Source organism: Burkholderia sp. BDU5, from assembly GCF_001522845.1.
In the GTDB taxonomy this organism is placed as follows: domain Bacteria; phylum Pseudomonadota; class Gammaproteobacteria; order Burkholderiales; family Burkholderiaceae; genus Burkholderia; species Burkholderia mayonis.
In genome coordinates, this window is record NZ_LOWC01000101.1 from 47,078 (window position 1) to 69,191 (window position 22,114).

Sequence of the window (22,114 nt, forward strand, 5' to 3'; positions counted from 1 at the left end):
TCCAGATATGCCCGAACGACCAGCAGCCGAAACTGCTCGTCATACTTCGCCATGAAAAACGCCCCAAAGGTCGGATCGGTGTCCAACCTGTGGGGTGCAGCTCGAACGCGGGCTTTTTCCTGAACTTCGCTCAGACTGACGTGCGACCGACGTCCGACGTCTCGGCCACCGGGCTACCCGCCGATCTCCGCGCGGCCGGCCCGCCGTCGAATCAAACGGCCTCCGCCATCCGCCGCCGTTCCTGACGCAGCATCACGTAGTTCGCGGCCACGACGCCGATCGTCACCGCGGCGATGAAAAGGGTCGCGAGCGCGTTCATCTCGGGATTGAGGCCGAGACGCACGCGCGAGAACACGACGAGCGGCAGCGTCGTCGAGCCGGGCCCGGACAGGAACGCGGACAACACCAGATCGTCGATCGACAGCGTGAACGACAGCAGCCAGCCCGATACGAGCGCCTGCGAGATCAGCGGCAGCGTGATCGAGAAGAACACCTTGAACGGCGTCGCGCCGAGGTCGAGCGCGGCCTCCTCGAGCGACGGGTTCAGCTCGCGCACGCGCGACTGCACGATGATCGCGACGTACGAGATGCACAGCATCACGTGGCCGAGCCAGATCGTGAACATCCCGCGGCCGGCCGGCCATCCGAACCACTTGCCGAGCTCGATGAACAGCAGCAGCAGCGAGATGCCCTGGATCACCTCGGGAATCACGAGCGGCGCGTTGATCATCCCGCTGTAGAGCGCGAAGCCGCGAAAGCGGCCCATCCGCGCGAGCACGAAGCCCGCCCACGTACCGATGAAAACCGACGCGAACGCGGTCATCACCGCGATCTTCAGTGACAGCCACGCGGCCGAGATCAACTCGTCGTCCTCGATGAGCGCCGTATACCAGCGCGTCGAGAAACCGGACCAGACAGTGACGAGCTTTGACTCGTTGAACGAGTAGACGACGAGGCTCGCGATCGGGATATACAGGAATCCGAAGCCGATCGCGAGCATCAACACCTGCAGAAAGCGATTCGGCTTCATCGACGGCGGCCCTCTTGCTCCTTCGCCTGGAAGTGCTGGAACATCGCCATCGGCACGAGGAGCAGCAGCACCATCGCGCAGGTCACGGCCGAGGCCATCGGCCAGTCCGCGTTGTTGAAGAACTCGTTCCACATGACGCGGCCGATCATCAGCGTGTTCGCGCCGCCGAGCAGTTCGGGAATCACGTACTCGCCGACGGCCGGAATGAACACGAGCAGGCAGCCCGCGATGATCCCGTTCTTCGACAGCGGCAGCGTGATCTGCACGAACGCCTTCCACGGCCTCGCGCCGAGGTCGTACGCGGCTTCGAGCAGGCGCAGGTCCATCTTCACGAGGTGCGCGTAGAGCGGCATCACGAGGAACGGCAGGTACGAATAGACCATCCCGATGTAGACGCCGATATTCGTCCGGTACAGCTCGATCGGCGTGCTGATGAGGCCCGTCCATATCAGGAAGTTGTTGAGCAGCCCGTTGTTCTTCAAGATCCCGATCCATGCGTACACGCGGATCAGGAACGACGTCCAGAACGGCAGCATCACCGCCATCATCAACATGTTCCGCGTGCCGGGGTTCGAGCGCGCGATGTAGTACGCCATCGGATAGCCGAGCAGCAGGCACAAGAGCGTCGTGACCGCCGCGACGACGACCGAATTCACGTAGGTCGCGAAGTACAGGCTGTCGCTGAAGAGGAACGCGTAGTGCTGCAGGTTCAGCGTGACGTGCAGCACGCCGTCTACGAGCGACGTGAGCTCCGTGTACGGCGGAATGCCGAGCTGGAGTTCCGCGAAGCTGATCTTGACGACGAGGATGAACGGCACGAAGAAGAACAGCACGAGCCAGAAGAACGGGCCCGCGATCACGGCCGTGCGCCCGGTGAGGCCGAACCGCTTCACCGGCCACGCGAGCAGGGACGAAAGCGCGTTCATGACGTCAGCACCACGCCCGCCGCGGCGCTCCAGCGCACGTAGATCTCGTCGCCCCAGCCGGGCGAATCGAGGTCGGCGATCGCGAGGCTCGACACGTTCGCGATCACGGTCTTTCCGGAATCGAGCTTCACGTGATACAGCGAGTAGCCGCCCATGTACGCGACGTTCGTGACGACGCCGTGCCCCCAGTTGTACGTGCCGTCGGCGGGCTTGCGCGTGAGCGCGATCCGCTCCGGGCGCACCGACACCGTGACCGGCATGCCGAGCGGGCCCGTGATTCCGTGGTTCACGTAGAGGCGACACGGCAGGTCTGGCGACTCGATGAACACGTGATCGGGCTCGTCCTCGACGGTCGTGCCTTCGAACAGGTTCGTCGAGCCGATGAACTCGGCCGAGAAGCGGCAGTTCGGATATTCGTAGACTTCGTGCGGCGTGCCGATCTGCACGATCTGGCCCTCGCTCATCACGGCGAGCCGGCTCGCCATTGTCATCGCCTCTTCCTGGTCGTGCGTGACCATGATGCAGGTGACGCCGACCTTGTCGAGGATGTTGACGAGCTCGATCTGCGTGCGCTGACGGATCTGCTTGTCGAGCGCGGACATCGGCTCGTCGAGCAGCAGCAGCTTCGGCCGCTTGACGAGCGAGCGCGCGAGCGCGACCCGCTGCTGCTGGCCGCCCGAAAGCTGATGCGGCTTCCGGCTCGCGTAGCGCGCCATCTGCACGAGCTCGAGCGCGTCGCGCACGCGCTCTTTCAGCTCGGCCTTCGGCACGCCTTCCTGCTTCAGGCCGAACGCGACGTTCGCTTCGACCGTCATGTGCGGAAACAGCGCGTACGACTGGAACATCATGTTCACGGGCCGCTTGTACGGCGGCATCTGCGCGAGATCCTCGCCGTCGATCAGGATCTTGCCCGACGTGATCGTCTCGAGGCCGGCGAGCATCCGCAGCAACGTGGACTTGCCGCACCCGGAGCTGCCGAGGAGCGCGAACAGCTCGCCCTTGCGTACGGTCAGATCGACGTTGCGCACCGCGAAGGTTTCGCCGAACTTCTTGACGACGTCGATGATCTGGACAAAGTTTTCGGCGCGCTCGTCGGCGCCCGTCTGAGGCCGATAGGACGGCGCGCCTGCCACCGCCGCGCCCGACTGACTATTCATGATGTGCTGCTGTGCTCCTACGTTTGACGAACAAAGCCCCCGGGGACACCAGGGGCTTCTCAGGGTTGCCGCGATACTGCGCGCTTCGGCTTCGCGTCAGCGTCCCGACTTCAGCTCGGTCCAGAGACGCGTTTGCAGGCGCTGGATTTCAGGCGGCAGCGGCTTCAGCAGGAACAGCGTCTTCACGACGTCCGGATGCGGGTAGACGGCCGGATCGTTCGCGACGTCCGGACGCACGTACTTGCGCGCTTCCGCGTTCGCGCTCGGGTAATAGACCGCGTTCGTGATCGCCGCGTGAACCTTCGGATCCTCGATGTAGTTGATCCATTGCAACGCGGCATCCTTGTTCTTCGCATCCTTCGGAATCGCCATCACGTCGAACCACACGGGCGCGCCGCCCTTCGGAACGTAGTATTCGATCTTGTACGGCTTCTTCGCTTCGAGCGCGCGGTGCTTCGCGATCACGACGTCGCCCGACCAGCCGAACGCGAAGCAGATGTCGCCGCCGACCATGTCGTTGATGTAGCCCGACGAGTTGAACTGCGTGATGTACGGGCGGATCTTCTTGAGCACCTGCATCGCGGCCTGGTAGTCGGCCGGGTTCGTGCTCATCGGATCCTTGCCGATGTAGTGCAGCGTCGCCGCGAACATCTGGTCCGGCGCGTCGAGCACCGACACGCCGCACGTCTTCAGCTTCGAGATGTTCTCCGGCTTGAACAGGATGTCCCAGTTGTCGAGCGGCACCTTGCCGAGGAGCTTCTGCGCCTTGTCGACGTTGTAGCCGAGGCCCGTCGTGCCGTACGCCCAGGGCACCACGTACTTGTTGCCCGGATCGGCGCCCGCGACGAGCGCCATCAGTTGCGGATCGAGATATTTGAGATTCGGCAGCTTCGACTTGTCGAGCGGGGCGAAGATGCCGGCCTGGATCTGCTTGCCCGCATAGTTGCTGGTCGGCACGACGATGTCGTAGCCCGAGTTGCCGGTCAGGAGCTTCGCCTGCAGCGTGTCGTCGCTGTCGTAGTTGTCGTAGCGAACCTTGACGCCCGATTGCTTCTCGAAGTTCGGGATCGTGTCCTTCGCAATGTAGTCCGACCAGTTATAGACGTTGAGCTGCGTATCCTTCGCCGCCGCCACCGATGCGCCCGCGCAGAGCGCAAGTGCCGTCAACCGGCCCGCCACCTTTGCCTTCATCCCGTTCTCCCTGATCGAACCGATTCGATCGCCGTCAGCCTCGCCGCCGCGGCGCGCCGTTTCGCGCCGCCCCTTGAAAACCCCGAAAGCTACCACTAATCCGGCCCCGCCACAAAAATTTCCCGCCTTTGTCGCACAAACGGAACACATTTGCACTTTTCGATTGCACGGCAGGTCACTGCGACGCAGCAGCTGGGCGCAATTTTATCGGGTTATCGCCGCGTGTCCATCCTCAAAAAAGGCCCGTGCACGACAAACGGATCATCTACCTTAAATTCAGGCAGCGCCCGTTCGTCGTTCCATATAGGAGGACGAGCCGCGTGCCCGTCCAAACATCACGCCCGCCCCGACTGTGCGCGGCGAACCATCCGTCGAACCGCCACCATGAACAGCAATCCGCTCGCTGCCCGCTCCGCGTCGTCACGCCGTCCCCCCGCCTCCGGCGGGCCGGGCGGCCGCCGCCGCTGGGCGACGTTCGTCGGTGCTGGCGCGCTCGTCGCCGTCGGCTACATGGACCCCGGCAACTGGGCTACCGCGCTCGCGGGCGGCGCGGGCTACGGCTACACGCTCCTCGGCGTCGTGATCGCCGCGAGCCTGATGGCGATGCTGCTGCAATGGCTCGCCGCGCGGATCGGCGTCGTATCCGGGCGCGACCTCGCGCAGCTATGCCGTGAGCGCTTCGACCCGCGCGTCACCGTGCTGCTGTGGATCGCCGCCGAAATCGCGATCGTCGCGTGCGACGTCGCCGAAGTCGTCGGCGCGGCGGTCGCGCTGCAGATGCTGCTCGGCGTGTCGCTGACGACAGGCGTGCTGGCGTCGGCGGTCGGCACGCTCGCGATGCTCGCGCTCGAGCGGCGAGGTCGGCGCACGCTCGAGGCGGCGATCACGTCGCTCATCTTCTTCGTCGGCCTGTGCTTCGTGATCGAAGTCGCGCTCGCGCGGCCCGACTGGCATGCGGCGCTCGCGGGCGCCGCACCGTCGCCGCAACTGCTGCGCGACGCCGGCATGCTGTGGCTCGCGGCCGGCATCCTCGGCGCGACCGTGATGCCACACAACCTCTACCTGCATTCGACGCTCGTCAAGCACCACGCGAACGCGCGCGACGAGCAGTCGATCCGGCACGCGCTCTTCGGCGTCAACCTCGATACGTTCGTATCGCTCGGATTCGCATTCGTGATCAATGCGGCGCTCCTCATCGTCGCGGCAGCCGTGTTCCATGCAAGCGGCCATCACGACGTCACCGATCTCGCCGACGCGCACCGGCTCATCGCACCCCTCGTCGGCAACCGCTGGGCGGGCCTGCTGTTCGCTGCCGCGCTGCTCGCGTGCGGGCTGTCGGCAACCGTGACGGGCACGCTTGCCGGACAGGCTGTGATGGAAGGCTTCCTGAAGCTGACGCTGCCGCGCTGGCAGCGCGCGCTCCTGACTCGCGCGCTCGCGATGGGGCCCGCGCTCGCGGCGGTCGGCCTGTTCGGGCAGCACGGATCGAACCGGTTGCTCGTCGCGAGCCAGGTCGTGCTGAGCCTGCAGTTGCCGCTCGCGATGGTTCCGCTCATCGTATTCGCGTCGAGCCGCGAGTTGATGGGCGGCTGGCGGGCCCGCGGCGTGCCGCTCGCGGCCGCGTGGGCGTGCGCCGCCGTGATCCTGCTGCTGAACGGGGCGCTCGTCTGGCAGCTCGCGACGGCGGAGTAGGCGAGCGGAACGTCGGTGACGCGCGGTTGTTCGATTTGCACTCCGTCGACGGTGATTCGGTTGAGACTTTGGTTGGAAGGTCGGCGCGATTACGGCTTCGCGTTTTGGCGGCGCGGCGCGTTTTGCGCGGGAATCGAGTGCTTCGATTCAAGCGCTCTCCAACTCGGCGCTTCGACCGAGTCGAGGGTCGAGCGCATCGATTGTCAGTACGGAATGGGCAACTCCGGATGGAGGGCGCCGGATGGATCATTCACGATTGGCCGTTCCGGATTGACGGCTCCGGCTGAGCGTCTCGATTCGCTGCTTGCATCGAGCCGCACCGTCGCCCACCCGGCAACACCGGCTGCGCAGCAACCGGGACCATCCCGGCTTCACCACTGTCGGCTGCCTGACGATCAAAGCCGGCCGGCGCGAATACCGATGCGAATCGCCACCGACTGCGAAAGCCGCGCGCCGCCCGCCAGCCGACGAGACATCGCCGCTCGACTCGCCGCTCCGCCATTCGGCAATACCGCCGCGCCCCCCTGCCCAGGCCTGCACCGCGCGACCCGACCGAGCCGGCAAAACCGCCCGCGACGGCTCCGCCGGGCGCACCGAGCACATGCTTTAACATAACGGCTTGCCGCACGCGCGGCGACCACCGAATTCAATGTTCCGATGACCTCGAATCTTCACGACAAACCCGACAGTCCTTGCATCGGCGTCTGCTCGACGCTCTTCGACGACGTCTGCAAAGGCTGCGGCCGCACGGCGCTCGAAGTCTCGAACTGGGTGTTCATGACGGACGCCGAGAAGCAGGCGATCTGGGAGCGCATCACGCGCGAAGGCACGGCGATGCGCTTTCAGTACGACAAGCTGTAAGCGCGCGGCCTGCCGCACGAGCGGCGCACACGGATTCCATCAGCATCCCGAAACGAATCGGCACAAAAAAAAGACGGCACGCATGAAGCCGTGCCGCCAACCCCAACACTTTTCGATTCTTTCGATACTTAGAACTTCATCCCGACGCCGACGCCCACGACGAGCGGATCGATGTTCAGCCGGCCAAGCGGCTGGCCGCCGAGCGTCGCATCGGTGTGCATCCAGATTTTCTTCACGTCGACGTTGACGAACAGCTTCTTCGTCACTTGCACATCGACGCCGAACTGCAGCGCGGGACCGAAGCTGTGGTTGTTGATCCCGATCCCCTCGCCGCCGGCGTGCAGCCCGTTGTTATAGAACAGCGTGTAGTTGATGCCCGCGCCGACGTACGGCCGCACCTTGCCGGCGTGATTGAAGTGGTACTGCAGCAGCAGCGTCGGCGGCAGCACACCGACGCCGCCGAGATCGCCGAGCGACGACGTAATTTGATGCCGCGACGTGCCGAGAATCAGCTCGACGCCCAGGTAGTCGCGAATCATGTAGGTGAAGTCGAGTTCGGGGACGATCGCGTTGTTCACGCCCACGTTCAGCGCCGACAGCGTATTGCTCGTGCGTTCGTCCGGCATGATGCTGATCCCGCGAACGCGCGCGATGATATCGCCTTGATTGATACCCTCCCCGGGCGAAGCCGCGTGCGACAGCGACGGAATCATCGCGAGGCCGGCTGCGCAGGCGATGGCGGTGGTGCAATTACGAATTGTTTGACGACGCATGTTAAAGACCCCCTAGGAACAGGCTTCATTCTCAAGGGATGGTTCCCTACTTATATTGATGAACATCAAGTCTCACGCAAGCGAGAATGTAGGACGGTTTGTCGCAGGCTCGGGCGCGGTGCCCGTCAGCAGCAGCTCGAGCAAATCACGCACGCTGCGGATCGCCTGCCCGAACGGCAGCGACTCGCGACCACGAAAGAACAGCCCGTTCGCTACGTCGCCGCGCAGCGCCGCAGCGAGGCGCGTGTCGATGCAGAAGTGGCCGAAGCGCTCGATGCCGTCGCGCAATCCGCATACGGTCAAGCATTCGAGCGCGGACGGACAGCGCTGCTTGAGCGCGCCGATCTTCGCGCGGATGCGCGCCTCGTGCCGCAGATAGCGCTCGAGCCACGGCGTCTTCACCGCGCGTGCAGGCAGCCCCGTGACGCTCACGAACTCGACGATGTCGTCCGGCTTCGCATTCGCGAGCACGTGCTTGAAGTTCGGATGGGCGTCGCCCTCTTCGGTGACCGCGAACGGCGTGCCCACCTGCACGCCGTTCGCGCCTTCGGCGAGTGCCGCACGCACCGCTTCGTGACTGTTGATGCCGCCCGCGACGATGAGCGGAATCCGCTCGCGCTCGAGCCCGAGCGACGCGAACGTCTGCACGGTCTCTTCGATGACGCGCGCAAATTCGAAACGCGGATCGCCCATGTCGTCGAGATTCGTCACGCCGAGATGGCCGCCCGCATGCGCCGGATGCTCGATCACGATCGCATCGGGCAGGCGCCCCTTCTTCATCCACTTTTTCAGCACGAGCGCAATCCCGCGGCTGTCCGACAGGATCGGAATCAGCGCGACATCGTGCCCCTGCGTCATGTCCGGCAGATCGAGCGGCAACCCCGCGCCCATCACGATCGCGTCGGCACCGAATTCGCATGCGATGCGCACATAGTCCGCGTGCGAGCGCACCGCCTTCATCACGTTGACGGCGACCATCCCGCGGCCCTCGCTCCATGTCTTCGCGCGCTGGATCTCGCGCGCGAGCGCTTCGAGATTCGCGGCCTCCATCGTTTCGCGATCGGGACGCCGCTTGCAGCGCTCGATCAGATCGGTGTGGTGATGGCGCAAGTCGATACTCGCGATCGTGCCGAGCGCGCCCTCGCGCGCGACGCTCCCGGCAAGCCGATGCGCGGAGATGCCGACGCCCATTCCGCCCTGCACGACGGGCAACAGCGAACGGCCGCGAATCTTGAGCGGCGGGAAAGATGTGGGACCGGTCATCGCAACCTCTCGATACGGCAGAAAGAACTCGATGATCGGCGATTGCCAGCGAAGCGTCTTGACCGTCGTCAAGAAAAACGGCACGCGTCCGCGTGGACGCATGCCGTGTCGTCACAAAAAGATGCGCGCTTGATACGCGCTTATGCATTCTTCTTTAGGCGTTCTTCGTCGGACGCAACTGCATCGATTTGTATTCCAGATATTCCTCGAGCCCATACACGCCGTTCTCGCGGCCGATCCCCGACTGTTTGAAACCGCCGAACGGCGCAGCCATGTTCCAGGCACCGCCATTGATGTCGACCTGGCCCGTGCGAATGCGCCGCGCGACGCGCAGCGCGTGCTCGTCGCTGCCCGACCACACCGCGCCGCCGAGACCATACGGCGAATCGTTCGCGATCCGCACCGCATCGTCATCGTCGCGATACGTGATGATCGACAGCACCGGGCCGAAGATTTCCTCCTGCGCGATCGTCGCATCGGGCTTCACGCGGCCGAACACGGTCGGCTTCACGAAGAAGCCGCGCGTGACGCCCTCCGGCATGCCGAGGCCGCCCGTGACGAGCTCCATGCCTTCGTCGATGCCGCGCTGGATGTAGCCCTGCACGCGCGCTTGCTGAACCGCTGACGCGAGTGCGCCGAGCCGCGTCGCGTCATCGCGCGGGTCGCCCGCGACATACGCTTCGGCCGCCGCCTTCGCGAGCTCGCGTGCTTCGTCGTAGCGCGATTCCGGCACGAGCATCCGTGTGTGCGCGGAGCACGTCTGGCCCGCGTTCAGATAGCACGCGGATACCGTCCCCTTCACCGCGGCCGCGAAATCCGCATCGTCGAGAATCACCGACGCCGACTTGCCGCCCAGTTCGAGCGCGACGCGCTTCACGCCGGCCGCGGCCAGCTCGGCGACGCGCTTGCCCGCGCGCGTCGAGCCGGTAAACGACACCATGTCGATATCGGGATCGCTCACGAGCGCTTCGCCGACGACGGGCCCGTAGCCGCATACGAGGTTGAACACGCCGGCGGGCAGCCCGGCATCGTGAATCGCTTCGGTGAGAATGAACGCATTGAGCGGCGCGACTTCGGACGGCTTCAGCACGACCGTGCAGCCCGCCGCGAGCGCGGCCGCGACCTTCAGCGTGATCTGGTTGAGCGGATAGTTCCACGGCGTGATCGCCGCGACGACACCGACCGGCTCGCGCACGACGAGCGAATTGCCGACCCGCTCTTCGAACGCGAACGTCTCGGCGAGCCTCGCATACGCGCCCCAGTTATAGACCGGTCCGCCGACCTGGATCGCGCGCGACAGCTTGATCGGCATGCCGACTTCGCCCGTGATCGACTGCGCGAGTTCCTCGCTGCGCGCCTTCAGGTTTTCGGTGATCTTGTACAGATAGCGGGCGCGCTCGGCGGGCGGCGTCGCGGCCCAGCCGTCGAATGCGGCGCGCGCGGCGGCGACGGCCGCCTTCGCGTCATCGGCGGAGCCCTCGGGAATACGACCGATCACGGCCTCCGTGCCGGAGTCGATCACGTCGATCGCGCCCTTGCCCGCGCTCGGGCGCCACGCGCCGCCGATGTAGAACTGTTCGTAGGTTTTCATTGCAGCCCTCTCGTCTCCCGGTCGAAATATGATCATTCTACCCAGTCGAACGCATCGGCCAACCCGGCATCCCTATTGCTTGGGATGAGAAGCGGACGTTATCCCCCATCGTTGCGGAGAACGTCGGGCGCACCGGGCGAACTACACTCGGAGAATCGCATTTCACCTAGGGACGCTCTCGCCCCGCAATAGCGTTCAGACCCATTTCGTCGAGCCGCTCGAAGCGCGCGACCGACTTTGACCGCGAAGTCGTCAATGATCAGCAGCGGCACGCGCACGAACTGCTGGAACTTGCGCCCATACAGTCCCATGGCGCGCGCTGCACGTAGCTTCTTGAGCAGATCGGTCTGCGCGACGAACAGCACGTCACGGCCCTGGCGTGCGGCGCAGTGGCCCAGCGCCTGCGCGAGGTGACTCTTGCCGACACCGGTTTGGCCAACCATCAGGATGGAGACCTTCTCGTCGATGTAGCGGCCGGTGGCTAGATCGTGGAGATGGGCGCGGTTCAGTTTGGGCAAGCGGTCGAAGTCGAAGGACTCGAGCGTCTTGCCCAGCGCGAAGCCGGCGCGGGCGAGCCGCACGCCGAGCTTCTTCTGGTCGCGTCGTGCCACTTCGTCGTGCAGCAGCATGGCGAGGAACTCGGTATAGGCAAGCTGCCCATCGATTTCTTGACGATTAGCCCTGTGCGATCGATGCGTAGCCGCTGCCGGTGTAGCTGACGAGCCGTGTTATTAGCTCACAGCGCGTTGCTCGACGAGATTGCTAAGGCCCGCGCAGACGCTACCCGCCGTTGGAGCGCAGCCGAGATAGAGGCGCAGGAACGGGGTCAACTTGAGAACGACGAGGAAGCCGCGAAGCCAGAGAGCCGCCACGACGGCAAAGAGGACTAAAAGAACAACTAGGCGGTTCTGGGCGGCCGATGCTCTGGGTACAACAAAAAGCCCGCCGAGTACAACTTGCGGGCCTCTTGGGTACAATTCGGTACATCAGACTGGGTACAAACCGCCGCTGTTATTCCAGTCCCTTGCTCGCGAGGAAATCCTCGTAATTCCCGCCGAAGTCGACGAGCGAGCCGTCCGTCGTCACTTCGATGATCCGGTTCGCGAGGCCGCTCACGAATTCGCGGTCGTGCGACACGAAGATCAGCGTGCCTTCGAACTTCTCGAGCGCAATCTGCAGCGACTCGATCGATTCCATGTCCATGTGGTTGGTCGGCTCGTCCATCAAGAGCACGTTGTGGCGGCCGAGCATCAGCTTGCCCCAGATCATGCGGCCCTTCTCGCCGCCCGACAGCACCTTCACCGATTTCTTGATGTCGTCCGCCGAGAACAGCAGGCGGCCGAGCGTGCCGCGCACCATCGTCTCGTCGTCGCCGTCCTTGCGGTACTGGTCGATCCAGTCCATCAGCGTGACGTCGTTCGGGAACTCCTCGTAGGTGTCCTGCGGCATGTAGCCGACGTTCGCGTTCTCGGCCCACTTCACCGTGCCGTGATCGAGCGCGAGATTGCCGACGAGCGCGCGCAGCAGCGTCGTCTTGCCCGCGCCGTTCTCGCCGATGATCGCGATGCGCTCGCCCGGCTGCACCGACAGGTTGAAGTTCTGGAAGATCGTCCGTTCGTATTGCTTCGTGATCGAATCCGCAACGACCGCGATATTGTGCAGCTTCTTCTCGAACTCGAAGCGGATGAACGGGTTCTGCCGCGACGACGGCTTGAATTCCTCGATCTTGATCTTGTCGATCTGCTTCGCACGACTCGTCGCCTGGCGGGCCTTCGACTTGTTCGCCGAGAAGCGACGCACGAAGTCCTGCAGCTCGGCGACGCGCTCCTTCGCGCGCGCGTTTGCGGCCGCCTGACGCTCGCGCGCCTGCGCGGACGCGAGCATGTAGTCGTCGTAGTTGCCCGGCCAGACCTTCAGCGTGCCATAGTCCATGTCGGCCATGTGCGTGCACACCGAGTTCAGGAAGTGACGATCATGCGAGATGATGATCATCGTCGAGTTGTAGTTGTTGAGCGTATCTTCGAGCCAGCGGATCGAATTGATGTCGAGATTGTTGGTCGGCTCGTCGAGCAGCAGCACGTCCGGATTCGAGAACAGCGCCTGCGCGAGCAGCACGCGCAGCTTCCAGCCCGGCGCGACGTCGCGCATCGGACCGCTGTGGAATTTCTCTTCGATGCCGATGCCGAGCAGGAGCGCACCCGCGCGCGCTTCGGCGTCGTAGCCGCCGTACTCGGCGAACTTCGCCTCGAGCTCGGCGGCGTGCATGTAGTCATCGTCGGTCGCTTCGGGGTTCGCGTAGATCGCGTCGCGCTCGGACATCGCGGCCCACATCTCGGTGTGGCCCATCATCACGACGTCGAGCACGCGCACGTCTTCATACGCGAACTGGTCCTGGCGCAGCTTGCCGAGACGGACGTTCGGCTCGAGCGCGACGTTGCCTCCGGACGATTCGAGATCGCCGCCCAGGATCTTCATGAAGGTCGACTTGCCGCAGCCGTTCGCCCCGATGAGGCCGTAGCGGTTGCCCTCCCCGAACTTGACCGAGATGTTCTCGAACAAGGGCTTGGGCCCGAATTGCATCGTGATGTTGGCGGTAGAAAGCACAGCGTGGCCTCGTGAAAGAGGAGAGATCGACGGGAAACCTGACATTTTAGCAGGAGTCGGTGACGTGCTGCTCGCGGGCGCGCTCGACGGGCATGCAATGCGCGGGCAAACGGCCGTGAGAGGCCGCGTTGCAATAATCGGGGATCGATCGGCTTGCGCCGCGGCGACACGGGAACGGACACGTTTGGCGTAGTGCTGCGGCCGCGCCGCACGGCGGCGGCGCACCCACCCCTCACTGGAATCGAGCGCGCCGCGCGACGATCGCGGCGAGGCGCCTTGCCGGCGTCCTCAGTCGGCTACCTCTTCGACACGTTCGGCGCGGGCGCCTTGGGCGGCGTCTTCAACTGCGCGAACAGCACCGAACACGGCACGTCCTTGTTGTTGCTCGGCGCGATCAGCGGGACCAGCGCCGCGAACGGATTGATCAGCCCGAGGCCGACCATCGCGCCCGCGCGCAACGCGAGCGCGCCCACATCGACGCCGACGTCCGGATTCTTGAACGTACCCTTCGCGTATAGCGGCGAGCGCAGCGAGAACACACGGAAACCCTTCGTGTGCGGATGGATCGTCAGGTCCAGGGTTTCGTCGCGCAGACTGATCGGGCCGTCGACGTTGATCAGCGCATCGTCGGTGTCGAACGCAAACACCTTCGTATCGAGCACGCCGTTGGTCGCGACAAAATCGACCGCCGCGCAATTGATCTTCACGTCGCGGCCGCCGAACAACTTCTCGTAGACGACGTTCGCGACGTTCAACCCGGCCGCCTCCATCAGCAGCCGGCTGATCGCGCCGTTGGTCACGAGCGCCTTTACTTCGCCGTTCGCGGTCGCCGCGAGCGCCGCGGGCGAGTTGCCGGTCGCCGACAGCGCGGCGTCGCCGTTGACCTCGCCGAGCGCCGACTGCATCACCTTCTGCGTCGCGAACAGCTGCTTCAGCTTCAGGTGGCGCGCCGACACGGAGAAGCGCCCCTTCAGCGGCGCACCGCTGCCGTCGAGCCTCGCGTCGGTCGCGAGCGCCCCGCCCGCGACGCCGAACTTGAGCGGCAGCAGCGACAGCACGCCGTCCTGCATCACGACGTGCGTGTACAGGTCGGTGATCGGCAAATCGGCGCGCTTGACGAGCTTCTTGCCGGTGAACTTCACATCGGCGTCGAGCGCGCGCCAGCGGTCGGTGCGGAACGTCTCGACAGGCAGCACACGGCCCGGCGGCTGCTTCGTCGTATCGCCTCGCTGCGCCTTGCTCGCCGCCGTGTCGGCGCCGATGATCGGTGCGAGGTCGGAGAACTGGAGCAGGTTCGACACGAGCTCGCCCGACAGCAGCGGACGCGGCTCGCGCTGCGCGTACTCGAGCGTGCCGCGCAGATCGCTGCCGCCGACGCGGCCGTTGAAGTTCTCGTAGCGGAACGTGCTTGCGCGGCGCTTGAAATTGCCGATGAGGCGCCCTTCGGTCGCGTATGGCGGCGTATCGGGCAGCGTCACGCCCGTGAGCGGATACAGATGCGACATGCTCGAACCCTGCAGCCACAGGCGCAGATCGATCGCTGCGAGATGCACGGGATCGGAGAGCGTGCCGACGATCGCCAAGCGCGTGTCGCCTGCCTTCACGTCGGCCTGCAGCGGGAACGGACGCGACGCGTCCTGTAGCGCGAGCACGCCGCCCATCTTGCCCGTGCCGTCGACCGGCACGCCCTTGTAGTGGCCCTTGACCGTCAGGCCGAACGCGTAGGCCGGACCGGCCGGCTTCCTTGCAGCGGCCGCCGCGGACGCGCTGGAGGCTGCGCTGGCGCCGCTCGCGCCGGGGGCGATCGTGGCCGGCGGGACGACCGAGGTGGCCGATCCGCCGGCCGCACCCGCGCCCGACGCGGAAGGCTGGCCCGCCGCAACGGCCGCCGCGCTCGCGCCGGACGGCGCGTGCGTCGCCGATGCGGCCGCCGCACTCGATGAAACGCTCTTGCTTGCCGCCATTTTGGCCGTCGCCGCCTGATCCACCGTGGAAGCCTTGCCGGCCGAAGCCGCCGGATTCGCGTCCGACGCGCCGCTCGCCGCGGAAGCCTTGCCCGATTCGGGCGCCGACGCAGCCGAGGCCGCCGACGCCTCGGATGCGACCTCGGCCTTCGCCTTCGCGGTGAGCTGCGCGGCGCCCTTCTTGCCGACGCGCTGCGCCGACGCCGCCCGCGACGTCTCCTCCTGCTGCTTGAGCACATCGCCGAGCGGGATCTGCTGGCTGAGCGTGTCGATCGCGACGGTCAGATCGGCTTTCGTGATCGCGTCGCGGTACACGACCGTGCCCTTCGCGAAGCCGAAGTCGCGCAACTGCACCTTCCACGGCGAGGGGCCGGACGATTTCCTGAATTCGAAGGTCCAGTTGTTGCGGCCGTCGGCGAGGCGCTCGACGTCGAGCGCCGGATTGACCAGCTCGATCGTCGGGATCACGACTTCATGTGCGAGGAGCGGCAGGACCGCGAGCTCGAAGTGCGCTTCGTCGAGCGTCGCGAAATTGGGCGCTTTCGCCCAGGCCGGGTTGCCGATGACGACCTGGGTCGCCGAGAACATCGGCCACGGCACCCACGCGCGCCAGCCGGTTTCGCCGTCGGGACGCCGCCAGCCGACCTTGATGTCGCCGTGGATCTCGAACGGCCGGCCGATCGACGCGCTTGCCTGCTCGTTGATCCAGGGTTTGGCGCGATTCCAGTCGAACGTGAAGATGAACACGCCGAGCGCCGCGGTCAGTACCGCGACGATGCCGACGATCCACGCCGCCGTTTTGCCGAGGGTACGGGTGAGCGTCATGCCAGATTCCGTCGTAGTGCTTCGTGAACCGGCAGCGCCGCGCAGCGCGCGCGACGCTGCCACTGACGGTTATTATGACGCACGACGCCGCGCCACCCGCCCCCATTTACCGTTTTTTGCGTTTTTTGCATTTATGACAGCCGATGTCCTGATCGAGACCCGACAGATCACCCGCCGCGACGCGGCGAGCGGCAAGACGCTCCTCGCCCCGACCGACTTCGCGCTCGCGCCGGGCGAGCGGATCGCGCTCACCGGGCCGTCGGGCTCGGGGAAGAGCGTGTTTTTACGGGTTCTGGCCCTGCTCGACCCGATCGACGGCGGCCGGCTGCTCTGGCACGGCAAGCGCGTCCCGCGCGCGGCGATTCCGCGCTATCGGCGCAGCGTCGCTTACGTGCGGCAGCGCCCGGCAACGGCCGACGGCACAGTCGAAGATCTGCTGCGCTACCCGTATTCGCTCGCCGTCTACCGCGACGCGCACTTCGATCGTGCCCGCGTCGCGCGCCTCGCCGCACAGGCCGGCCGCGGCGACGACTTCCTCCGTAAGGCATCGAGCGAGCTGTCGGGTGGCGAGGCGCAGATCGCCGCGCTGCTGCGCGTGCTGCAGCTCGATCCCGACGTGCTCCTGCTCGACGAGCCCACTTCCGCGCTCGACCCCGATTCGACCCGCGCAATCGAGGCGCTCGTGTCCGCATGGTTCGGCGCCGCGCCGAGCGCCCGCTCGTATCTGTGGATCTCGCACGATCCGGCCCAGGCGGCGCGCGTCGGCGCGCGACGCCTGACAATGCGCGCCGGCGTGCTCGACGTCGCCGCGACGGAGGATATCCGATGAACACGCCGCTGCAAGATCTGAGCCTCGTCGACATCGGCATCGCGGCGGCCCTCGTCGCGATCAACGGCGCGATCTCGGTTGCGCTGTCGCTCGACCTCGGCCGCAAGCTCGCTTGGGCCGCCGCGCGCACCGTCGTCCAGTTGCTCGCGATCGGCTACGTGCTCGGCTGGGTCTTCGGCCATCCGCACTGGTATGTCGTGCTGCCGCTTGTCGCGCTGATGACGCTGATCGCCGGCTTCGCGGGCGCCGCGCGCGGCAAGCGCACCTACGCGGGCCAGTGCGTCGACAGCATCCTGTCGATCTGGGCGAGCAGCTGGTTCGTCGCGGCGATCGGCCTATTCGTCGTGATCCGCATCCATCCGTGGTACGCGCCGCAATATGCGATCCCGATCCTCGGGATGATCCTCGGCAATACGCTGACGGGCGTGTCGCTCGGCATCGAGCGGATGATGGAGGAGCTGACCGCGCGGCGGGATCGCGTCGAGACGGCGCTTGCGCTCGGCGCGACACGCTGGGAGGCCGCGCAGGATGCGGCGCGGCAGGCAGTGCGCGCCGGGATGCTGCCGACGCTCAACCAGATGGCCGTCGTCGGCGTCGTGAGCCTGCCGGGGATGATGACGGGTCAGGTGCTCGCCGGGCAGTCGCCGTTGCAGGCGGTCCGCTATCAGATCGTCATCATGTTCCTGATCGCGGCCGCGTCCGCGCTCGGCACCGTCGGCGCTGTGCTGTCGACGTATCGGCGGCTCTTCTCCGCCGAACACCGCTTTCTCGCGTCGCGGCTCGTCGAACGGGCAGCGGTAAAGAACGGTGGATGAGATGCAGATGTTCGCCACGCGGAGCGACGGCGTAGCGGAGCGACGAGGCGGCGATCCGCCGGATCGTGGCAGTTTGGAGAATCGGCGGTTTGCCAATCCGGCGAATTGACGGTTCGCGGCACCCTTGCCATTCGCGGCGTGGCGGCGTGGCGGCAGCGATTGTCGCTGATTCGAACGATCATCGAATCTCGTCTCGTCGTGTGATGAATACCCACGCGTCGACGCGCGAATCGTTGCGGCCCATCGTCGATGCAGCTCGACGACACCGCGCGCCCCACACTCGAAGCACGTGCGCCGAGCATGCACCGAGAATCCGGCGCGCGTTGCGCGAACGGCGTCCGCGCAACCCTGCTCACCGCTTGATCGACACCGTGACCTTCGAGCCGTCGCGCATCGTGATCGACTTCGAGCCGCCAGTCGATATCGACAGCCACTTGACCTGGCTCACCGATATCACATTCGGGCATTGCAGCGTCTTGCCGCCCGCCGCCACCTTCTTCGTGCCGTTCGGCGCGCTCGCCTGGAAGCTCAGTTGCACGTTCGCCATCCCCTTGCTGTCGACAGACGGCGCGAGCCGCACCTGCGTCTGCCGGACCATCGCGCCGTTCGCGTCGCGAGGCAGGTTGTCGGCGTTCGGGCACGCGTCGGGCATCGGCACGGCGCCCGACGGCGGCACCGACTTCCAGTTGAAGTCGTCGGTTTCGCCGGAGCGGATCTTGCGCGTCTCCTGCATCGAGCCGAACTGCCTCGAATCGACCTTGACCGTGTACTGAAGCTGGCCGTCGTTGCCGCCGAGCACGCTCGCCTTGATGGGCGGCGCCGCATGCGCGGCAAAAGCCGAGAGCAGCGTCGCGACGGCGCACGACGCGACGAGCGGCGACAGAAGGCGTTGACTCATGCTGACCTCTCCTTTTATGGCGACGAGCTGCGCGAATCGCCGGGTTATCGATGCATGACGCAATGCCAGTCTAACGCGAAGCGGCACGCGTGGCGCTTGCCACGCATCGGGTGTTACCCGTGCTTGCACGATGTGCGTCAAGCGTGCGTGGCGCACGCTCGCGGGTCGATACGTCGCGGCCTGTCGCGTGGCGCGGCGTTCGTTTCGCTCGCATCTCGCGCGCGATGAGTCACGCGCATATCGCGGCCGTGCGCCCGCCGTCGGCGCACGCATTCGAGTGGCGCGCGCGTACCGAGGTCGCGCGCGACGCCTCGATCTTTCACGTGCTTTCGCGCGGGGTCGCTTGCGCCGTCGCGCCGCGCCGCGTCGACGGCGAACCCCGAGCATCGAACGGTGTCCGTCCGAGAACCGAGAACCGAGAACCGAGAACCGAGAACCGAGAACCGAGAACCGAGAACCGAGAACCGAGAACCGAGAACCGCCCCGAGGACCCCGGGGCGACACCCGCCGCCGAGCCATTCGCCACCGGCCTTCCCGCAGCGACCGAGGCACCACCCTACCGCCTGTCGGCCAGCGCCCCCGCCGCGACCGGCTACAATAACGGGTTCGCCGAATCCACCTCGTCGGCACCCGTCATCCGCTCCACCGTGACCCATCCATGACCACGAATCTCGTCATCCAAAGCACCGCGCCGCTCTCCGACGCGCATCACCGGCCGCTCGCCGCGCTCGCGCGCGGCAAGCGCGTCGTTCCGATCGATGCGCAGGCGATCCGCATCGAAGGCGCGGACCCGGCGCAGCGCGCCGACGTCGACGCGTACTGCGGCGCGCATGCGCTCGACTACGCGTTCGTCGACGCAACCCGGAAGCTCGCCGACTTCGGCCTCGTCGCGATGGACATGGATTCGACGCTGATCACGATCGAGTGCATCGACGAAATCGCCGACTTCTGCGGCCTGAAAGCCGAAGTCTCGGCGATCACCGAGGCGGCGATGCGCGGTGAGATCAAGGATTTCAACGAGAGCCTGACGCGCCGCGTCGCGCTGCTGGCCGGCCTCGACGCGAGCGCGCTCGAGCGCGTCTACGACGAGCGGCTGCAACTGTCGCCCGGTGCCGAGTCGATGCTTGCCGCCGTGAAGGCGGCGGGCCTGAAGACGCTTCTCGTATCGGGTGGCTTCACGTTCTTCACCGAACGGCTGAAGGCGCGGCTCGGCCTCGACTACGCGTATTCGAACACGCTCGAGATCGTCGACGGCAAGCTGACGGGCAAGGTCGTCGGCGAGATCGTCAACGCGGACGTGAAGGCGCGCGCGGTACGCGAGACCTGCGTCGCGCTCGACATCGAGCCGGCGCGCGCGATCGTCCTCGGCGACGGGTCGAACGACCTGAAGATGATGGCCACGGGCGGCTTCTCGATCGCGTTTCGCGCGAAGCCGGTCGTGCGCAACGCGGCGAGCGCCGCATTCGATCACGTCGGCCTCGACGGCTTGCTGCGGCTGTTCTGAAGCTGCGGCTCTGCGGCTGTTCCAGACCGGAATGCTGCGCGGGCACCGTCGCTGCGCGCAACGTCCATCGAGCGAAAACGGCGCGCGGGCGAAGGCCCGCAGCGCCGTTTTTGCTTTTCGCGATGCCAAAGCGCAGCCGCGCGCCAGCCGCCGCGGCAAGCGCCGTGCAACTTCGCACGCGGCGCTTCGCCAACCGCCTGCGCCGGTATCGCGCGCTACGCGAGCACCGCGGCAAACGCGCGCTCGATGTCCGCGCGCAGATCGGCTTCGTCTTCGAGGCCGACGTAGAAGCGCACCAGCGTGCCGCGATGCGGCCAGGCGGTCGTGCGCATCGATTGCACGTCGTACGGCATCGCGAGACTGCACGCGCCGCCCCAGCTCCAGCCGATCGCGAACAGCTCGAGCGCCTCGACGAAGCGATCGACCTGGCCGGCGCTGAAGCGTTCGTCGAACACGACTGAGAACAGGCCGCCCGCGCCCGTGAAGTCGCGCATGAACGCGTCGTGGCCCGGACAATCCGGCAGTTGCGGATGCAGGACCGTCGCGATCTCCGGACGCGTCTTCAGCCAGCGCGCAAGAGACAGCGCGCTCTTGCTGTGCGCGTCGAAACGCGCCTGCATGCTCGGCAGGCCGCGCAGCACGAGCGAGCAGTCGTCGGCCGACACGCCGATCCCGAGCCGCATCCGCGCGAGCTTCAGCTTCGCGTGCAACTCATCGTCGTCGGTAATCGTCGCGCCCATCAGCACGTCGCTGCCGCCCGATTGATACTTCGTCAGCGCCTGCACCGAGATGTCGACGCCGTGCGCGAACGGCTTGAATGCAAGGCCCGCCGAATATGTGTTGTCGATCGCCGTGACGATGCCGCGCGCATGCGCGGCCGCAGTGATCGCCCGCACGTCGGGCACTTCCATCGTCACCGAGCCGGGCGCTTCGAGCCAGATGAGACGCGTGTTCGGCTGGATCAGGTCCGCGATTCCCGCGCCGATCATCGGATCGTAGAAGCGCACGGCGATTCCGAAATCCTTCGCGAGCCATTTGCCGAAGTCGCCATTCGGACCGTACGCGTTATCGGGAATCAGCACGTCGTCGCCTTCCTTGACGAGGCCGAAGTACACGTTCGTGATCGCCGAGAGCCCCGACGGCTGCAGCAGCGCATGCGTGCCGCCTTCGATTTCCGCGAGCCGCTGCGCGAGCGCGAGCGACGTCGGCGTTGCGTGCAGGCCGTAGCGCCACTGGCCGTCCTTGCGCCAATCGAGATTGCGCATCGTCGCGAGATCGGGAAACACGACCGTCGACGCTCGCGCGACCGGCACGACGAACGATTCGAAACCGGCGGGAATGTAGTCGTCCGGCTGGACGACGCGGGTTTGCAGCGCGCGCTTGGGAATGGATGCGGTCATGACTGGGAAGGCTCGATACAGAACGAGCCCGAAGTGATTGGAATCCGGCTAGCTTAGCCGGATTCCATGCGTTTGGCCCGGTACAATCGGCGCGGCCGCGACCGTGTCGGCGAACACGTCGCCCGCGGAAGCCTCTAGGCCGAAACCGGAACCGACGGGCGGCTGAAATCGACCGCCGCGCTGGCCGGCCGCACTACTCGGCGGTCTTCAGATTGCTCACGCCGCCGACGGACTGCCCCTGGACGCCCGCTGGCACTGCCGCACCGGCCGACGCCGGCTGCACAGCCGCCGCATGTTGCGGCGCTGGCGCGCCGCCCACCGGATGCAGCACGACGGGCAGGGGATCCGATTGGTCCGCGTTCATCCGGTCGGCCGACAAACCGCCCGACGCGTCGAAGCGGCCGATCCACACGCCCGTGATGTTCGTGCCGTCGTCCGATTCCTCGATCTCGAGCGTGTCGCCGTCGCGGTCGCCCGCGAGCAGGACGACGGCGCCCGTATCGAGATACTGGCATTCGCCGTGCACGCCCGGCTCGTCCGTCTTCGGCCCGAGGCGCACGACGACCGGCCGGCCGCCGAGCGTTCCCTCATAGCGCGGCAGCCCCGCATACGCCGGATTCGGCTTGAGCGGCGCGTCTGCCGGCATCGCCGCGGCAGGCGCCGCGTCCGATGCGCCGGCGGAAGCGACCGCAGGCTGAGGTTGAGACTGCGCGAGCGCGAGCCCCGCCGCCGTCGCGAGCGCGGCGGCAAGCGCCGCGCCGCGGATTCCAGTGATCAGTTTCAACAGCGCG

At 66.2% G+C, this 22,114-nt stretch carries 17 protein-coding genes and 1 pseudogene; 5 read left to right on the forward strand and 13 right to left on the reverse strand.

Annotation, left to right across the window (positions count from 1 at the left end):
* Positions 1-211: 211 nt before the first annotated feature.
* The 4 genes from WS69_RS15665 to WS69_RS15680 all read right to left on the reverse strand — a co-directional run bounded on the left by WS69_RS15665 (position 212) and on the right by WS69_RS15680 (position 4,304).
* Positions 212-1,030, reverse strand: a complete 819-nt coding sequence (locus WS69_RS15665) for an ABC transporter permease subunit (RefSeq protein WP_059471643.1) — start codon at positions 1,028-1,030, stop codon at positions 212-214.
* Positions 1,027-1,956, reverse strand: a complete 930-nt coding sequence (locus tag WS69_RS15670; protein ID WP_059471644.1) for an ABC transporter permease subunit — start codon at positions 1,954-1,956, stop codon at positions 1,027-1,029. The genes WS69_RS15665 and WS69_RS15670 overlap by 4 nt, the downstream gene beginning before the upstream one ends.
* Positions 1,953-3,113: an ABC transporter ATP-binding protein gene (locus tag WS69_RS15675; protein WP_059471645.1), complete on the reverse strand. Its 1,161-nt coding sequence runs from the start codon at positions 3,111-3,113 to the stop codon at positions 1,953-1,955. The genes WS69_RS15670 and WS69_RS15675 overlap by 4 nt, the downstream gene beginning before the upstream one ends.
* Positions 3,114-3,209: 96 nt before the next feature.
* Entirely contained in the window at positions 3,210-4,304 is a 1,095-nt protein-coding gene (locus WS69_RS15680; RefSeq protein WP_059471646.1) for a polyamine ABC transporter substrate-binding protein, read from the reverse strand.
* A 384-nt stretch (positions 4,305-4,688) separates the two neighbouring features.
* Here WS69_RS15680 and WS69_RS15685 point away from each other — a divergent pair, with 384 nt between their 5' ends.
* Positions 4,689-5,996 (forward strand): Nramp family divalent metal transporter, encoded by a 1,308-nt coding sequence (locus WS69_RS15685; RefSeq protein WP_059471647.1) that lies wholly within the window; start codon positions 4,689-4,691, stop codon positions 5,994-5,996.
* 657 nt (positions 5,997-6,653) lie between these two features.
* Positions 6,654-6,857, forward strand: coding sequence for a DUF1289 domain-containing protein (locus WS69_RS15690; protein ID WP_059471648.1), 204 nt, complete (start codon positions 6,654-6,656; stop codon positions 6,855-6,857).
* Positions 6,858-6,985: 128 nt separating this feature from the next.
* On the opposite strand, the gene WS69_RS15695 is transcribed toward WS69_RS15690, so the two are convergent.
* From WS69_RS15695 to WS69_RS15720, 6 genes and pseudogenes are all read right to left on the reverse strand, one after another.
* The gene (locus tag WS69_RS15695) at positions 6,986-7,630 is read right to left on the reverse strand and encodes an OmpW/AlkL family protein (RefSeq protein WP_059471649.1); all 645 of its coding nucleotides are present in this window, start codon (positions 7,628-7,630) and stop codon (positions 6,986-6,988) included.
* 72 nt (positions 7,631-7,702) lie between these two features.
* Entirely contained in the window at positions 7,703-8,893 is a 1,191-nt protein-coding gene (locus WS69_RS15700; protein ID WP_059471673.1) for an NAD(P)H-dependent flavin oxidoreductase, read from the reverse strand.
* Positions 8,894-9,047: 154 nt separating this feature from the next.
* Positions 9,048-10,484 carry an aldehyde dehydrogenase family protein gene (locus tag WS69_RS15705; RefSeq protein ID WP_059471650.1) on the reverse strand — a complete coding sequence of 479 codons (1,437 nt, stop codon included), beginning with the start codon at positions 10,482-10,484 and terminating at the stop codon, positions 9,048-9,050.
* A 236-nt stretch (positions 10,485-10,720) separates the two neighbouring features.
* Positions 10,721-11,161 (reverse strand): annotated as a pseudogene (locus WS69_RS15710) (ATP-binding protein); the annotation flags it as partial.
* A gap of 334 nt (positions 11,162-11,495) precedes the next feature.
* On the reverse strand, positions 11,496-13,088 hold the full coding sequence (locus tag WS69_RS15715) for an ABC-F family ATPase (RefSeq protein ID WP_082716226.1): 1,593 nt from the start codon (positions 13,086-13,088) through the stop codon (positions 11,496-11,498).
* A 296-nt stretch (positions 13,089-13,384) separates the two neighbouring features.
* The gene (locus tag WS69_RS15720; RefSeq protein WP_059471652.1) at positions 13,385-15,877 is read right to left on the reverse strand and encodes an AsmA family protein; all 2,493 of its coding nucleotides are present in this window, start codon (positions 15,875-15,877) and stop codon (positions 13,385-13,387) included.
* 133 nt (positions 15,878-16,010) lie between these two features.
* On the opposite strand from WS69_RS15720, the gene WS69_RS15725 reads away from it, so the two are divergent.
* Entirely contained in the window at positions 16,011-16,706 is a 696-nt protein-coding gene (locus tag WS69_RS15725) for an ABC transporter ATP-binding protein (protein ID WP_059471653.1), read from the forward strand.
* Positions 16,703-17,521: an ABC transporter permease gene (locus WS69_RS15730; RefSeq protein WP_059471654.1), complete on the forward strand. Its 819-nt coding sequence runs from the start codon at positions 16,703-16,705 to the stop codon at positions 17,519-17,521. The genes WS69_RS15725 and WS69_RS15730 overlap by 4 nt, the downstream gene beginning before the upstream one ends.
* A gap of 352 nt (positions 17,522-17,873) precedes the next feature.
* On the opposite strand, the gene WS69_RS15735 is transcribed toward WS69_RS15730, so the two are convergent.
* Positions 17,874-18,419, reverse strand: coding sequence for a DUF6013 family protein (locus tag WS69_RS15735; RefSeq protein ID WP_059471655.1), 546 nt, complete (start codon positions 18,417-18,419; stop codon positions 17,874-17,876).
* A gap of 658 nt (positions 18,420-19,077) precedes the next feature.
* On the opposite strand from WS69_RS15735, the gene serB reads away from it, so the two are divergent.
* Positions 19,078-19,923 carry a phosphoserine phosphatase SerB gene (gene serB, locus WS69_RS15740; RefSeq protein ID WP_059471656.1) on the forward strand — a complete coding sequence of 282 codons (846 nt, stop codon included), beginning with the start codon at positions 19,078-19,080 and terminating at the stop codon, positions 19,921-19,923.
* 215 nt (positions 19,924-20,138) lie between these two features.
* On the opposite strand, the gene WS69_RS15745 is transcribed toward serB, so the two are convergent.
* Complete coding sequence (locus WS69_RS15745) at positions 20,139-21,323, reverse strand: cystathionine beta-lyase (RefSeq protein ID WP_059471657.1); 1,185 nt, start codon at positions 21,321-21,323, stop codon at positions 20,139-20,141.
* Between the two features lie 193 nt (positions 21,324-21,516).
* Positions 21,517-22,107 (reverse strand): hypothetical protein, encoded by a 591-nt coding sequence (locus WS69_RS15750; RefSeq protein ID WP_059471658.1) that lies wholly within the window; start codon positions 22,105-22,107, stop codon positions 21,517-21,519.
* Positions 22,108-22,114 lie beyond the last annotated feature (7 nt).

Coding starts and splice junctions, on each gene's coding strand:
- WS69_RS15665 (WP_059471643.1), bottom strand. CDS start 1,030: ATGAAGCCGAATCGCTTTCTGCAGGTGTTGATGCTCGCGATCGGCTTC.
- WS69_RS15720 (WP_059471652.1), bottom strand. CDS start 15,877: ATGACGCTCACCCGTACCCTCGGCAAAACGGCGGCGTGGATCGTCGGC.
- serB (WP_059471656.1), top strand. CDS start 19,078: ATGACCACGAATCTCGTCATCCAAAGCACCGCGCCGCTCTCCGACGCG.
- WS69_RS15725 (WP_059471653.1), top strand. CDS start 16,011: ATGACAGCCGATGTCCTGATCGAGACCCGACAGATCACCCGCCGCGAC.
- WS69_RS15705 (WP_059471650.1), bottom strand. CDS start 10,484: ATGAAAACCTACGAACAGTTCTACATCGGCGGCGCGTGGCGCCCGAGC.
- WS69_RS15685 (WP_059471647.1), top strand. CDS start 4,689: ATGAACAGCAATCCGCTCGCTGCCCGCTCCGCGTCGTCACGCCGTCCC.
- WS69_RS15680 (WP_059471646.1), bottom strand. CDS start 4,304: ATGAAGGCAAAGGTGGCGGGCCGGTTGACGGCACTTGCGCTCTGCGCG.
- WS69_RS15675 (WP_059471645.1), bottom strand. CDS start 3,113: ATGAATAGTCAGTCGGGCGCGGCGGTGGCAGGCGCGCCGTCCTATCGG.
- WS69_RS15730 (WP_059471654.1), top strand. CDS start 16,703: ATGAACACGCCGCTGCAAGATCTGAGCCTCGTCGACATCGGCATCGCG.
- WS69_RS15690 (WP_059471648.1), top strand. CDS start 6,654: ATGACCTCGAATCTTCACGACAAACCCGACAGTCCTTGCATCGGCGTC.
- WS69_RS15670 (WP_059471644.1), bottom strand. CDS start 1,956: ATGAACGCGCTTTCGTCCCTGCTCGCGTGGCCGGTGAAGCGGTTCGGC.
- WS69_RS15695 (WP_059471649.1), bottom strand. CDS start 7,630: ATGCGTCGTCAAACAATTCGTAATTGCACCACCGCCATCGCCTGCGCA.
- WS69_RS15735 (WP_059471655.1), bottom strand. CDS start 18,419: ATGAGTCAACGCCTTCTGTCGCCGCTCGTCGCGTCGTGCGCCGTCGCG.
- WS69_RS15745 (WP_059471657.1), bottom strand. CDS start 21,323: ATGACCGCATCCATTCCCAAGCGCGCGCTGCAAACCCGCGTCGTCCAG.
- WS69_RS15700 (WP_059471673.1), bottom strand. CDS start 8,893: ATGACCGGTCCCACATCTTTCCCGCCGCTCAAGATTCGCGGCCGTTCG.